This is a genomic window from Enterobacter asburiae (assembly GCF_008080435.1).
Taxonomy (GTDB): Bacteria; Pseudomonadota; Gammaproteobacteria; order Enterobacterales; family Enterobacteriaceae; genus Enterobacter; species Enterobacter asburiae_C.
Genome location: NZ_VRKN01000013.1, coordinates 82757 through 96962 on the forward strand (window position 1 = coordinate 82757; position 14206 = coordinate 96962).

General features: G+C 59.9%; 8 protein-coding genes. 6 read left to right on the plus strand and 2 right to left on the minus strand.

Going from position 1 to position 14206, the window contains the following annotated elements; genetic code table 11:
• The first annotated feature begins 21 nt into the window (after positions 1-21).
• Genes FU672_RS19605 through FU672_RS19625 form a run of 5 tightly spaced genes read left to right on the plus strand, consistent with a single transcriptional unit; the run spans position 22 to position 11931 of the window.
• Positions 22-7758, plus strand: coding sequence for a type I polyketide synthase (locus FU672_RS19605; RefSeq protein WP_148244484.1), 7737 nt, complete (start codon positions 22-24; stop codon positions 7756-7758).
• Positions 7755-8771 carry an arylesterase gene (locus tag FU672_RS19610; RefSeq protein ID WP_148244476.1) on the plus strand — a complete coding sequence of 339 codons (1017 nt, stop codon included), beginning with the start codon at positions 7755-7757 and terminating at the stop codon, positions 8769-8771. The genes FU672_RS19605 and FU672_RS19610 overlap by 4 nt, the downstream gene beginning before the upstream one ends.
• A gap of 1 nt (position 8772) precedes the next feature.
• Complete coding sequence (locus FU672_RS19615) at positions 8773-9828, plus strand: 2Fe-2S iron-sulfur cluster binding domain-containing protein (RefSeq protein ID WP_148244477.1); 1056 nt, start codon at positions 8773-8775, stop codon at positions 9826-9828.
• A complete protein-coding gene (locus tag FU672_RS19620) occupies positions 9822-10991 on the plus strand; it encodes an alkane 1-monooxygenase (RefSeq protein ID WP_148244478.1) in 1170 nt (389 codons plus the stop codon). Before FU672_RS19615 ends, FU672_RS19620 begins: the two co-directional genes overlap by 7 nt.
• Positions 10984-11931, plus strand: coding sequence for an alpha/beta fold hydrolase (locus FU672_RS19625; RefSeq protein WP_148244479.1), 948 nt, complete (start codon positions 10984-10986; stop codon positions 11929-11931). The genes FU672_RS19620 and FU672_RS19625 overlap by 8 nt, the downstream gene beginning before the upstream one ends.
• On the opposite strand, the gene FU672_RS19630 is transcribed toward FU672_RS19625, so the two are convergent.
• Entirely contained in the window at positions 11899-12651 is a 753-nt protein-coding gene (locus tag FU672_RS19630) for a 4'-phosphopantetheinyl transferase family protein (protein ID WP_508610035.1), read from the minus strand. The two genes, FU672_RS19625 and FU672_RS19630, sit on opposite strands and share 33 nt — an antisense overlap.
• A 57-nt stretch (positions 12652-12708) precedes the next feature.
• Complete coding sequence (locus tag FU672_RS19635) at positions 12709-13557, minus strand: SDR family oxidoreductase (RefSeq protein ID WP_148244481.1); 849 nt, start codon at positions 13555-13557, stop codon at positions 12709-12711.
• Between the two features lie 84 nt (positions 13558-13641).
• Here FU672_RS19635 and FU672_RS19640 point away from each other — a divergent pair, with 84 nt between their 5' ends.
• Positions 13642-14028 (plus strand): winged helix-turn-helix transcriptional regulator, encoded by a 387-nt coding sequence (locus tag FU672_RS19640; RefSeq protein ID WP_148244482.1) that lies wholly within the window; start codon positions 13642-13644, stop codon positions 14026-14028.
• Positions 14029-14206: the final 178 nt, after the last annotated feature.

Consider the following 14206-nt stretch of genomic DNA (forward strand, 5'->3'; position numbering starts at 1 on the left):
GAAAATATAGAGCGAATTATGATGCCGTCTCATCAGTTGTTTAACAGGGGATATCATTCCTTCAACCAGCTTTTGCCCGAACTTGCTGTTCAACAGACTACTCAGACGGCATTTGAATTCGTCCGCAGCGCCAGAGATATTCACAGCCAAAGCTATTACCAGTTACACCAGCGCGCCGCGTCGCTTGCACAAGCTTTAATGCAATACGGGCAACGGGGCGACCGGGTAATATTGCTTTATCCGGATGGTGAAGATTTTATTGGCGCTTTTTTTGGATGCCTTTATGCCGGCAGGGTGGCGGTTCCCGTCCCGATGCCCGCAAAATCGTCAGGAAGTGCGTGGGAGCGTTTTGCCGGAGTATTACGTAATGCGCAAACGGAATGTATTGTTACAACAGCCAGGGGGGCAGAAACGCTAGGCCAGTTATCACTTCCGTTATCCCCTCTTATTTTTACCTTCGACAAACCTGACACTATTACGCTACCTGCGGGCTATCGCCTGCATTATCTTGAGCGCACGTTCTCCGGGGCATTTCACCCCGTTCCGGTAACAGAAAACGATCTGGCTTTTTTACAGTACACCTCGGGTTCGACGGGTTCTCCGAAAGGCGTGATGGTGACCCATGGCAACCTGTGGGCTAATTCGCATGCCATTCACCACTATTTCGGTCACCACAGCGAAAGCCGGGGCATGATCTGGCTGCCGCATTTTCATGATATGGGGCTTATTGGCGGTCTACTGCAGCCCGTGTTTGGCACATTCCCCTGTCGGGTGATGTCGCCCATGATGTTGATGAAAAACCCCCTTAACTGGCTCAAACAGATTTCCGACTATCAGGCGACGACCTCCGGCGGCCCTAATTTCGCCTACGAGCTGTGCGTGCGTAAGATTGACAGAGAGCAGGTTGAGGCATTGGATCTTTCGCGCTGGGATGTGGCCTTTTGCGGCGCAGAGCCAATTCGGCCCGCCACGCTACAGCAGTTTAGCGAACACTTTGCGCCCGCAGGGTTTCGCCCCGGCGCGTTCTTGCCCTGCTACGGCATGGCGGAAACCACGCTCATCGTCACCGGGATGGAGAAAGGACAGGGGCTCCGCGTTTCCGACGAGGCCGGTGCGGTGAGCTGTGGGCATGCTCTGCCTGATACCGAGGTGCGTATCGTCGATCCTGATCACCATCAGCCGCTTGCTGACGGTGAAAGCGGAGAAATATGGCTGCGTGGTCCGAGCGTAGCCGCAGGATACTGGGACAATGACGCCGCCACGCGCGAAACCTTCCAGGCGTCTCTGGCAGGCCATCCGCACCCGTGGCTGCGCAGCGGCGACATGGGTTTTCTTCAGTCCGGTCATTTGTACGTTACCGGACGGCTCAAAGAGCTGCTGATTATCAACGGTCAGAACCACTATCCGACGGATATTGAAGAGACGATCCGCCAGGCCGATCCCGCGCTGGCGGAGGCGACGGTTTGCGTGTTTGCCAGCGAAGCCGAACAGCCGGTTGCGCTGCTTGAGCTGACGACGCGTCATAAAAATGACCTCGATATGGCGGCGCTTGCCCCGCGCATTACCGCGGCGGTAGCGGAGCGTCACGGCATTGCGCTGGATGAACTGCTCATGGTCGGGCGAAGGGCAATCCCCCGCACCACCAGCGGGAAATTACAGCGCACCCGCGCGAAAATTATGTATCAGCAGGGGACCCTGGAAGTGGTGTGGCGCAGCCGCCAGGTCGCGTCTAAACCTGTCGTAACCGAGGGGGAAACCCCACCCGCGCTGGCAGCGCTGATTGCCGGGATCATCAGCAGCGCGATGAATACGACGCTCAGCGACTCCCAGTGGGATGACGCGTTCACCAGCTTTGGCATGAGCTCTCTGCAGGCGGTGGGCGTCATTGGCGAGCTTGAACAGCGGCTGGGCCGGGAGCTCTCTCCCGCGCTGATTTATGACTATCCCACCATCAATCAACTGGCGGCCGCGCTGGGACAACCCGCTGCAGCCCGGCCGGTCAGCTCAGCTGTCGCAGAGAGCGCCATTGCGGTGATTGGCATCGGCGTGGAGCTGCCAGGACATAGCGGCGTGGAGGCGCTGTGGTCGCTGCTGCAGCAAGGTCACAGCACGACCGGCGAGATCCCGGCGCACCGCTGGCGTACATCGTCCCTTGACGGTTTTAACCGTAAAGGCAGTTTCTTTGACGAGGTCGACGCGTTCGACGCAGGCTACTTTGGCATCTCTCCCCGTGAAGCCGTCTATATCGATCCGCAGCATCGTCTGCTGTTAGAAACCGTTCAACAGGCGCTAACTGATGCCGGTCTTAAGGCGTCATCCCTGCGCGGTAGCGATACGGCGGTCTTTGTCGGGATCAGCGCCAGCGACTACGCGCTGGCCTGCGGCGATAACGTCTCTGCCTATAGCGGCTTAGGCAACGCGCACAGTATCGCGGCCAACCGAATTTCTTATCTTTATGATTTAAAAGGGCCAAGCGTCGCCGTCGACACGGCCTGTTCTTCCTCGCTGGTGGCGATAGAGGGGGCAATGCAGAGTCTGCGGAGCGGACGTTGCGCTCTGGCCATTGCCGGAGGCGTTAATCTGGCGCTGACGCCGCATTTGCAAAAAGTCTTCACCGACGCCCAGATGCTGGCCCCCGATGGCCGGTGTAAAACCTTTGACGCCCGCGCGGATGGCTATGTCCGCGGTGAAGGGTGTGGCGTCGTGGTGCTTAAACCGCTGACCCAGGCGCTGGCGGATGGCGATCGGGTTTATGCCACGCTGGTGGCGAGCGCTGTGAATCAGGATGGCCGCAGCAACGGCATTACCGCGCCAAATGGCCCATCGCAGCAGGCGGTCATCCGGCAGGCGATGGCGGACGCCGGGGTGGATAGCGATAGCATTGATTATATCGAAGCGCATGGTACGGGAACGGCGCTTGGCGATCTGATTGAATATCAGGCGCTGGAAGCGGTATTTGCGGACCGGAAAAAAACCGCACCTGTCCAGGTCGGTTCGATTAAAACCAACATTGGCCACCTGGAGGCGGCGGCGGGCGTGCTGGGCGTGGTGAAAACGTCTCTGATGTTGCACTTCCGGCAATACGTTCCTCACCTCAATTTCCAGCATAAAAACCCGCATATTGCGGCGATTAGCCGTCATGTTGAGGTGAGTGGCGCGCAGCCTGCCTCATGGCTTGCCGATGGCGAAGCACGCTACGCGGGCGTAAGCAGTTTTGGCTTCGGCGGTACCAACGGTCACGTGATTTTGCGCAGCGCGCCAGCGTTGGAAAAACGCCAGGAGCCCGCTGCGCCGCACGGCCTGCTTCTGATCGGTTCTCATGATGAAGGGGCGTTTACCCTTCAGCGGGAGGCGATCAAAAAAGGGTTATCTACATGCCAGGAGAGCGATATCGCCACCTGGTGTCGGCTGGTAAACACCCGCTACGACGCGGCCCGCTATCGCGGCGTGGCGTATGGCGCGGATCGCGCCCAGCTGGCGGATAGCCTTGCGCAGCTCACGGCCTGCAAGGCGGGTAAAGCCCAGCCCCAGGTCTGGCTCTTCCCGGGGCAGGGCACCCAGCAAATCGGCATGGGTGCCGAGCTGTATCACCATCTGCCACACTATCGCACCCAGTTTGACGCGCTGGCGACGACTATTCAGCAGCGCTATCAGATTGATATCACGCAGGCGTTGTTTGCCCGTGACGATAGCTGGCAGCGCTGCGCCAGAACGTGTCAGCTCTCATTATTTGCCTGTAGCTACGCGCTTGCTCAGAGCGTGATGCAGTTCGGACCGCGTCCGGCTGCCGTGATGGGGCACAGCCTGGGAGAGTACTGCGCGGCGGTTATCGCCGGCTATCTCTCGCTGGACGACGGGCTGGCAATGGTTCATCAGCGCGCGCTGTTGATGTCAGCCCTGACGCAGGAAGGGGCGATGGCGGTCGTCTTCAGCGGTGAAGCCGACGTGCGCCAGATGATTTCGCCATGGGCGGGTGACATTGATATTGCCGCATTCAACACGCCGACGCTGACCACCATAGCAGGCAGCCAGGCGGCGATTGACGCCTGCCTTCAGGCCATTTCTTCTCAGGGTGGTCACGCCAGAAAAATTAAAACCGCCAGCGCATTTCACTCCTCGATGATGGATCCGATCCTCGGCGCCTGGCGCGAGTGGCTGGTCAACAACGTCACCTTCACCCGCGGGACGATCCCGTTTTACAGCAACCTGAACGGCGAGGCGTGCGACCGAACCGACGCCGACTACTGGACCCGGCAAATTCGCCAGCCCGTGAATTTCCTTCAGGGCGTGCAAAACGTGCTTGCGCAGGGTGAGTTCACCTTTATCGATCTGAGTGCGGACAGTTCGCTGGGCAAATTTGTGACCGCAACCGACCGCCGTCACCGGGTGCTGGCCGCAGGCGATCGGCGACATGAGTACAAATCACTGCTGACGCTGCTGGGTACGCTGTGGCAGCAAGGGCACGACATCAACTGGAGCGGGTTGTACCACGCGACCACGCGGGAGGCGCTAACCCTGCCCGCAATCCAGTTCTGCCGCAAACGCTACTGGCTGGCGGGTGAGACGCCAGCGCAGACTCCATCTGCAAAAGAGGACGCTATGTCAAATCAACACCATTTAGCCGCTGAAATAAAAGCGATTATTGCCGGTTTTCTCGAGGCGGATCCCGCCGCGCTTGACGACTCTCTGCCCTTCCTGGAAATGGGGGCGGACTCGCTGGTGCTGCTGGATGCCATCAATACCATTAAAGACCGCTACGGCGTGGCCATCCCGGTGCGCGCGCTGTTTGAAGAACTTAATACGCTGGACGCGGTGATCGGTTATGTGGTGGAGCACGCGCAGCCAGCGGCGGCTGCGGCTCCGCTCAGCACCCCGGAAATCGCCGACCAGGCGGCGCAGCCTGTCGTGACGATGCCGGGAACCAGCAAGCCGGTACCTGGTGCGGTTCAGGATCTGATTGCCCGCCAGCTGGAGCTTATGTCCCAGCAGCTCACGCTGCTCAACGGTACGGCGCAGACTATCCCGGTGCCCGCAGCACCAAAGATGCCGGACGTCATCGCGCCAGCGCCTGTCGCGACCCCGGCCGCCCCGGTGAAGGCCAGCGCGCACAACAGCTGGTTTAAAAAAGAGACGAAAAAGGTCTCCCTGGGCGCTGAACGCGACCAGCATCTGGCGCAACTCACTCAACGGTTTGTCGATAAAACGGGCGGGTCGAAACGCAATGCCCAGCAATACCGCGCCGTGCTGGCGGATAACCGGGCCTCTGCGGGCTTTCGTTTATCCACCAAAGAGATGCTTTATCCCTTAGTGGGAGCGCGCTCTCAGGGATCGCGCATCTGGGATGTCGATGGCAATGAGTATATTGATTTTACGATGGGGTTTGGCGCTAACCTGCTGGGGCATGCGCCGGACTGTGTACAGCAGGCGGTAGCCGCCCAGCTGGCGCAGGGCATGCAGATTGGGCCGCAAAGCGCGCTGGCGGGTGAGGTGGCAACGCTTATCAGCGAGCTGACCGGCCAGCAGCGCGTGGCATTTTGTAACTCCGGCTCTGAAGCGGTAATGAGCGCCGTGCGCCTGGCGCGCGCCGTGACGGGGAAAAATAAAGTCGCGCTGTTTAGCGGCTCGTATCATGGCGTGTTTGACGGCATTCTCGGGCGACAGCAGGGGGGCGAAACCCCCGAGCGCGCCACGCCGATTGCCGCAGGCACGCCGCCATCGCTGGTGGACGACCTGCTGGTGCTCGACTACGGCAGCGAAGAGAGCCTGGCGCTTATTGCCCGCTATGCCGCCGAGCTGGCGGTGGTGATTGTTGAACCGGTGCAGAGCCGTTATCCCGATCATCAGCCGCGCGACTATTTGCATACCCTGCGTGAACTGACGACAACCCACAACATTGCGCTGATGTTTGACGAAGTGATCACCGGTTTCCGTCTGGCGGCCGGTGGCGCGCAGGCGTATTACGGCGTTCAGGCGGATATCGCCTCCTACGGAAAGATTGTCGGCGGCGGTATGCCTATCGGCGTGATCGCAGGTTCTGCCCGCTTTATGGACAGTATCGACGGCGGATTCTGGCAGTATGGCGATGACTCCTGGCCGCAGGCTGAACTGATCTTCTTTGCCGGTACGTTCTCCAAGCATCCGCTGACCATGGCGGCAAGCAAAGCCGTGCTGGAGTACATCAAAGCGCATCCGGCGCTGTATGACGACATCAATCAAAAAACCGCGCGTCTGACGATGTCGTTAAATACCTGGTTCTCTGCAACCGGTACACCGATTGAGATCGTCTCTGCCGGCAGCTTGTTCCGTTTCAAATTCAACGGTAACTACGACATCCTCTTCTACCACCTGATGCTGCGCGGCATTTTCATCTGGGAAGGGCGTAACTGTTTTGTCTCGGTCGCGCACACAGACGAGGATATCGATCGGTTTATTGCCGCGGTGAAAGAGAGCGTGAACGCCATGCGCGTGGACGGCTTCTTTGGGCAGGCGGGATTGCACCCCGACACGCGTTATGCCGCTGCTGACAGCCAGCAGCGTTTTCTGCAGCTGGCCGCGCAGGATGAAAGCGGGCTGTTGGCCGGGACGATCGGCGGCGTCATTGAAACGCCGCGTAATGTAGACAGCGACATCATGCGCGCCGCCTGGCAACTGCTGTGCGAGCGCCATGACGCACTGCGTATGCAGTTCACTGACGCAGGCGAACTTCAGGTGGTCCTGGCGCCCACCGTCGATGTCTGCGAGGAATACGCTGCGCCTGCCGCCTGTCTCGCTGATTTTGCCGCACGTCCTTTTGATCTTACCGCTGCGCCGCTGGCTCGTCTGCTGCTTGTCCGCTATGAGGGGAAAACCACGCTCGCCATCTCGGCACATCATTCGGTGGCGGATGGCTGGTCGTTTATGGTGATGCTGCGCGAGCTGCTGCATCTTTACGATGCCCTGGCGTCGGGAAAACGTCCTGACCTGGCGGCTGCGGCAAGCTATCTGCAGGTTATCCGTGAGCAGAACATCGTCAGCGAGGCTGAGCTATCGCAGCGTCTTGCGGCGCTTCCTGCACGCCGGGCAACGCCAGAAGCCCTTACCGTGCTGGCACCCTCCCGGACGTATCAGGGACAGCGGCTGATACAGCGCTTGTCCTATCCGGGACTGACCGCGCAGCTGCGCAAAGCCTCCGCCGAGCTGCGGGTGACCCGTTTCGCGTTGCTGAATGCGCTCTTTACCCTGACGCTGGAGAAGGCGTTCGGCCACTCCCCGGTACCGGTTGGCGTGCCGGATGCGGGGCGGGATTTCGGGCAGGGCGACGCGCTTGTCGGCCAGTGCGTCAGGCTGTTGCCGCTATGTATCGACAGCGCCGCCTGTGCGTCGGTGTCTGGGGTCGCCAGGGCAATACATGACGGTATCCTCGCGCAGCGCGGCGAGCCCGCCCTGCCGTCACGCTGCTTCCACGGTCAGGATGCGCCGCTTCCGCTGCTGGCGACCTTTAACGTCGAGCCGCATGCTCCGCTGGCAGAACTGCGGCAGTGGGAGGCGAGTCTGTCGCTGCTCCCGATCGGTGCCGTCGAATTCCCGCTGATGGTCAACATTCTGGAGACCAAAGAAGGGCTGTCCGTCGAGCTGGATTACCAGATGCGCTATTTCACCGAGGCCAGTGCCCGTGCGTTGCTTGAGCACTTCCTGAGAGCGATAACCGTGCTGGCTGAGCAGGGCGAAGAGGCTGCCGAAGCATTATTCTCGTCGTCAGAGGTGCTGGCCGCATCATGAAAAAGCTGACGATTTTCGTCCTCGTGGGCGCCGTGCTGGCGTTCGCCGTTAATCTGCTGATCGATGCCGGACTGTTTTATCGGGTGCAGGAGAGCGGTGGGGAACAGTGCCAAAAAATAACGGGCATTGAGGGCGCGGAGGATATCGCTCCCTTATCCGATGGCGGGGCGGTAGCCAGTAGCCTCAACCGACACGGCAGCGCGCCCGGGGCGCTTTATTACCTCAACGGCAGCGACAAGCCGCGGCGATTAGCTGGCGACTATCCGGATGCCTTCTTCCCGCACGGTATCGATGTCTGGCAGCAGAATGGCGAGACGTGGATCTACGTGGTGAACCACCGCCCGCAGGAGGACAGCATTGATGTGTTTCGCTTTAATCGCGCGCAGATGCGTCTCGAGTATCAACCCGCCCTGTCGCGCGCAGTCGGCAACAACATCAATGATGTCAGCGTCATTGATAAAACTCGCTGGCTGCTGACGCGCGACCACCGGTGGAGGGGCTTCGCGGGACGCGTGGAGGACTATCTGCGACTGCCGCTGTCCAGCGTCCTGCTGGCAGATGAGGCGGGGCTGCATACCCTGATTGATGGCCTGCATTTTGCGAACGGCATTTACTACAACCGACAACTGGGGCGTCTGTACGTGGCGGAAACCACACGCGGTGCGGTGAGCAGCTGGGCGTGGCGACCGAACGAGGCTGCGGCCGTCCTGCTGGGGCGCTTCAGCGGTCTGCATGGCGTCGACAATATCCTGCCTGACGGGCAGGGAATGCTGGTGGCGGCGCACCCGCAGCTTCTGAAGCTGGCCGCCTATCAGAAAGATGCGCAGGCACGTTCACCGTCCATGGTATGGCGGCTGACAACCGGTGCACAGGGGGAGATTGCTCAGGCCAGTATTCTCTATCAGAGCCACGGCGAGGCGCAGGCGGCAATAAGCGTCGCCGCGCCAGTGGACGGAAAGGTGATGATGGGCAGCGTCTTTGATGACGGGCTGCTGCTGTGCGGGGAGCAATAAGATGCTGAAGAGATGGTTTTCCCGACGCGGCCATTTTCAGGGGACGCTTGAGGGACGGGAATTCCCCCTGACGTCCGGCCATACGCTCCTCGAAAGCGCGCTCAACGCCGGTGTTTCCCTGCCGTATAACTGCCAGGTGGGCTCGTGTAAATCCTGTCTTTGCCGGGTGACGAGCGGCAAGGTGCGTTCGCTTGTCGACCTGAGCTATTTGCTCAGCCAGGAGGAGATTGCCGCCGGCCACGTGCTGGCATGCCAGTGCCTGCCGGAATCGGATTTAACGCTCGCTGCGGCATCCAGGGCCTGGACGCCTGCACGAATTACGCAGGTTGTACCGCTCTCATCAACGGTATGGCGCGTGATGCTCCGCGCGGAGCAGGCGTTGTCCTTTCAGCCAGGGCAATACGTTCAGGTCGGTCTCGAAAAGGATAAGGATATCAGGAGCTTCTCCGTCAGCTGGCCGAGCCAGGGGCGAGAGATTGTTCTGGATATCACGCGCCGTGAAGAGGGGCGACTATCCCCGCTGCTGTGTGATGAACAGGGGGCTGGCCGGAAGGTGTGGCTCTCGGACTGCCGGGGGCAGTTCGGCCAGCAGGATGACGGTAACGGTCCTCTGCTGGCTATCGCCAGTGGGTCGGGACTGGGAACGACGCTGGGTCTGGTCCGCGCCGCGCTGGCGCGTCATCCCCACCGCGAGGTCATGCTGATCCACGCGGTTCGCAGGCGGCAGGACAAATTTGACCTGCAAGAACTGCAGCGTCTGCGTCAGCACTATCCCGGTTTTCACTTTCTGCATGCGTTATCCCGGGAGCGTGAGGTTCAGGAGCAGGAGCTGGCGGGCCGTATTACCTGCTGGCTTGACGACTGGCGTGCCCTCTATCCCCGTCGGACAGCGGTAGCCGAATGGCGCGTCGTGATTTGCGGCAATCCCGCGCTGGCGCAGGCGTGCCAGCAAAGGCTGCTCGCCGGAGGGGTGATGAGCCACTTGCTTGAAATGGACTGCTTCTCGCCGCCGGTCGGTGCAACAAACAGACATAACAATAAGGAGCCCGTATGTTGAGTTACCTGAGATTTGCCCTTGTCCCCTGTGTTTTTTTACCACTCACCGCGCTAACCACCCTGCTCGGCGGCGTGTGGATCGTCGTTTCCATGCTCTGCGTGACGCTGAGCTATGTCCTCTTCGATAACGCAACCACGCACGACACCGCCGATCGCCACTACCGGATTCCGGCGCTGCTGGAGATCATCCCGTATTTACAGCTCCCGGCCGCGCTGCTGGCGTTGTTTACCCTTATCTGGCAGGCGGCTCCGGGCGATCTGCTCGGGTTTGGCGCATGGCTGACCGCCCTGACGGGTCACAACATCATGGCGTTGCATAACCTTGCCCTGCCGGAGCTGCTGCTTGCGGCGGCATCCACCGGCTATACCATGAGCACCAATACCGTGGTGGCCCATGAGCTTATCCACAAAACCCACAGTCTGATGGCGATGATGGTCGGGCGCTGGCTTCTGGCGCTGGTCGGCGATGCGCAGTTTTCGATTTCACACGTCTATTCGCATCATCCTAACGTGGCGACTCCGGCGGACGGTGCGACGGCGCGTCGTGGGGAGAATGTGTATCGCTTCTTCATCCGTTCTTCTCTGTCACAGTATGTTGAATCCTGGCAGGTGGAAGCGCAGCGGCTGTCGCTTCAGAACAGGCGCGGCGCCATGCTGGCGAACCGGGTGATGCGCGGAGTGCTGATGAGCCTGCTGATTGTGGCGGTCTGCTTTATGGCGGCGGGCGTCAGGGGGGCGCTGGCATGCCTGGTGACCATGCTGGTGTCTAAATTCCTGTTTGAAACGGTGAATTACATCCAGCACTACGGTCTGGTCCGCCTTCCCGGCACGCGCGTGGAGCCGCGACACAGCTGGGATTGCAATAACCGGGCCTCGTCGGCCGGTCTGTTGAACCTGACGCGCCACTCCGATCATCACACCCATCCCCGTCGTGAATACTGGAATTTGCAGGCGCACAGCTACGCGGTGGGAATAGAAAAAGGGTATGTCGCCCATATTTTTTACGCGCTGATACCGCCACTGTGGTTTAAACGAATGGAAGCAAAACTCGCGTACTGGGACGAACACGTTGCCAGTGACGCAGAGCGTGCCTTGATCCGTCAGTCTGAATCATCCGCGGTTCAGTCCACTGTTCCCTGTGTTTCTGGAGAGTCCCATGAGTGAGCAATTTGATCGACTGATTGAGCAAGCCTACCAGCAGTATCGTGGACCCGCCTACCTGCGCTCTCCGATGGTTTCATGCGTGAAGGCCGGTATCCGCCTGATGGATCGGGTTGTGCCGGGAGCGACCGCCGACTGGCTGGGCAACCGGTTTTTTACGCCGCGCCGGGTGCCGACGCGTGCAAGCGATAAAGAGATGACGGCGCTGGCGAGCCGCATTGAGTCCCTTCCTCTGAGTAATGGTAAACATGCGGTGGTGTACCGCTGGGGCAGCGCGGGACCCACCGTGCTATTAGCCCACGGCTGGGAGTCGAGGGCTTCCCACTTTGGCAGGCTGATCAAAACGCTGGTCGAAAAGGGGTTTCAGGTCATCGGGTTTGACGCCCCCGCACATGGCGATGCGGCAGGGCGTCAGAGCAGCATCGTCGAGTTTATTGAAATCATTGAACAACTGGCGCAGCAGGAAGGCGGTTTTGACGCGATTGTGGCGCACTCGTTTGGCGGGTTATCCGTCATCAATGCGGTAAAAGCGGGATTGCGGACCCGCGCGCTGGTTATCGTAGGGGCGCCGACACACTTTAGCGGGCTGGTCACGAAATATGCCGCGATCCTGAATCTCCCGGGTCGCCAGCAGCAGAGGCTGCGTCGGTATATTGAGGGATACTTTGGTATTGGCGAGGCGGTCTGGCAGCGCTTTAACGCTTACGAGGGGCTGCAGCAGGTCGATCAGCCCGCCCTTGTTATTCACGACAGCAGTGATGACATCGTATTGCGGGTCGAAGCAGAATGCCTGGTCAACGCCTGGCCTGGCGCGAGGCTGGCAGAGACCCACGGTCAGGGGCATAATCCGCTGCGCCGTCCGGGGGAGGGCATCGATATGGTGATGACGTATCTGGCCCCCTTGCTGGCGTCAGGCAATGAGCGTGATAACCCTCTCGCCTGAGAGCTGATAATAGCCCTGGATCCGGCTGCCCTTTACACGTTGGGGGGAAAGCGTCTCGGTCAGCTCCAGGGTGATCCTCTGCAGTTCAGGCGCGATGTTGCACACGCGGGCCGCATCAAAATCGAGGGCGCGGCCAACGTCAGGATAGAGCGCTTTATAGAGACTCTCTTTCGCGGAGAAGGTAATTAATAGCGCGCTGGCCTCGTCGATCTGGCTGGCGGCAAGGCATTCCCGCTCCTGCGGTGTGGTAAACAGGTGCGCTGTCCGCTGCATCATCTCAGGTGCAAAAAACTCAATGTCGACGCCCGGCGTCAGGCCCGACGCCTCTGGCGCAACGACCGCCAGCGCCCATTCATGAGAATGTGACAGGCTTCCCCGCCAGCCTGAAGGCCACACCGGAGAACGATCCGGCGCGCTGCCTGGCGTAGCGTCACAGCCCCAGGATCTCAGCACCCGTTGCGCGGCGTAACGTGCCGCAAGATACTCCGCCCGGCGTTTAACCACGGCGCTTTCGAGCTGACCGGGAAAGGGGATGCCCCAATTATCAAAGTGCCCGTCATGGTAATTACGTGCTGTGAATGAGACCAGGCAATAGCGCAGAGCGGGAAAAGGGGCGACGTTGCCCATCTCAACGGAGTGAATAAAAGGGGGGGCTGAATCCGTGTTTATCGCAGTAAACATTGTAGGGTATCGGCATCTGTCGGGGGAACAGAATGCCATATAAGTGCGGACCGGGTAAGGGGAATAACCCGGCCGCAGGAAAAAACGGTCAGTCCGTTACAGAATGGCTTTAATGCTCTGCGCCAGCGGCGTCGTCGCGCGCCCGATCAGTCTGCTCAGCGTATGGCTATCGTCAAAGAGTCCCCCTTTGGACGCACCCACATCGGAGTCCGCCAGCATATCTGCCAGCCCGGCGGGCAAGCCGACGCTTTTCAGCGCGGCGGCAAAATCCGCTTCACTGAGATTCTGATAGGTGACCGGCTTCCCGCTCAGTTTGCTGAGTTCAGCCGCCAGTTCGCTCAGCGTCCAGCCGTGGTCGCCCGCCAGTTCATAGACCTTGCCCGCATGGCCCTCTTCAGCGACCACTTTCGCTGCCGCCGCGGCATAGTCTGCACGGGTCGCAGCGGCAATTTTGCCTTCGCCTGCCGCACCAATAAACACGCCGTGTTCCAGCGCAGGCGGCGCGCTCGCCAGGTAGTTTTCGGTATACCAGCCATTGCGCAGCAGGGCATAAGGAATGCCGGACGCCGCCAGCGCTTTTTCAGTGGCAACGTGTTCAACGTGCAGACCCAGCGGTGATTTGTCCGCATGCAGCAGGCTGGTGTAGGCGATAAATTTCACACCTGCCGTTTTGGCGGCGTTAATCACGTTCTGGTGCTGGGTTGCGCGCTGGCCGACTTCGCTGGAAGAGATCAGCAGCAGCTTATCCACGCCGCTCAACGCGGCGGTGAATGCGGCTTCATCCGTGTAGTCCGCCTGACGAACCACAAGCCCCTGCTGGCTTAAGGCTTGCGCTTTCGCCGGGTTACGTACGATGGCCACAATCTGGTTGGCCGGTACGGTTTTCAACAGCTGTTCGATAACGAGATGGCCAAGCTGGCCGGTAGCGCCGGTAATCGCGATCATGATGAATCTCCTTCGTGTTTGTCTGGTGTTGTGGCACACTAGCACCATAGCTAACTTTTAGTAAGTACGTACAAAAAGGTAAGTATGAAAACAACGATACCAACGCTCAGCGAACAAATGCGCGATGGCAATCTTTTCGCGGAGCAGTGCCCTTCACGCGAGGTGCTCAAACACGTGACCAGCCGCTGGGGTGTCCTGATTCTGCTGGCCCTGCGCCAGGGAACGCATCGCTTTAGCGATCTGCGCCGTAAAATGGGCGGGGTGAGCGAAAAGATGCTGTCCCAGTCACTCCAGGCGCTGGAGCAGGACGGGTTTGTCGATCGCGTGTCGTATCCGGTGGTGCCGCCGCACGTAGAGTATAGCCTGACGCCGATGGGCGTTGAGGTGAGCGAGAAAGTCGCCGCGCTGGCGGACTGGATTGAGGTGAATACGCCAAAGGTAATGGCGAACAGGGACGATCGTGCGGCGTAAAAGCTGGGCATGTGCGGCCTGATGCCCTCACCCTGACCCTCTCCCACAGGGCTGAGGAATCCCCAGTAATTTTTTTACCTGAAGCGATGAACGTTGCATCAGTAAAATTAATGACTTACAGCGATGCCCTGGTCCGGCTGTAAATCGCCGAAGCGTTTCCGCAAGGCCGGGGCGAGGC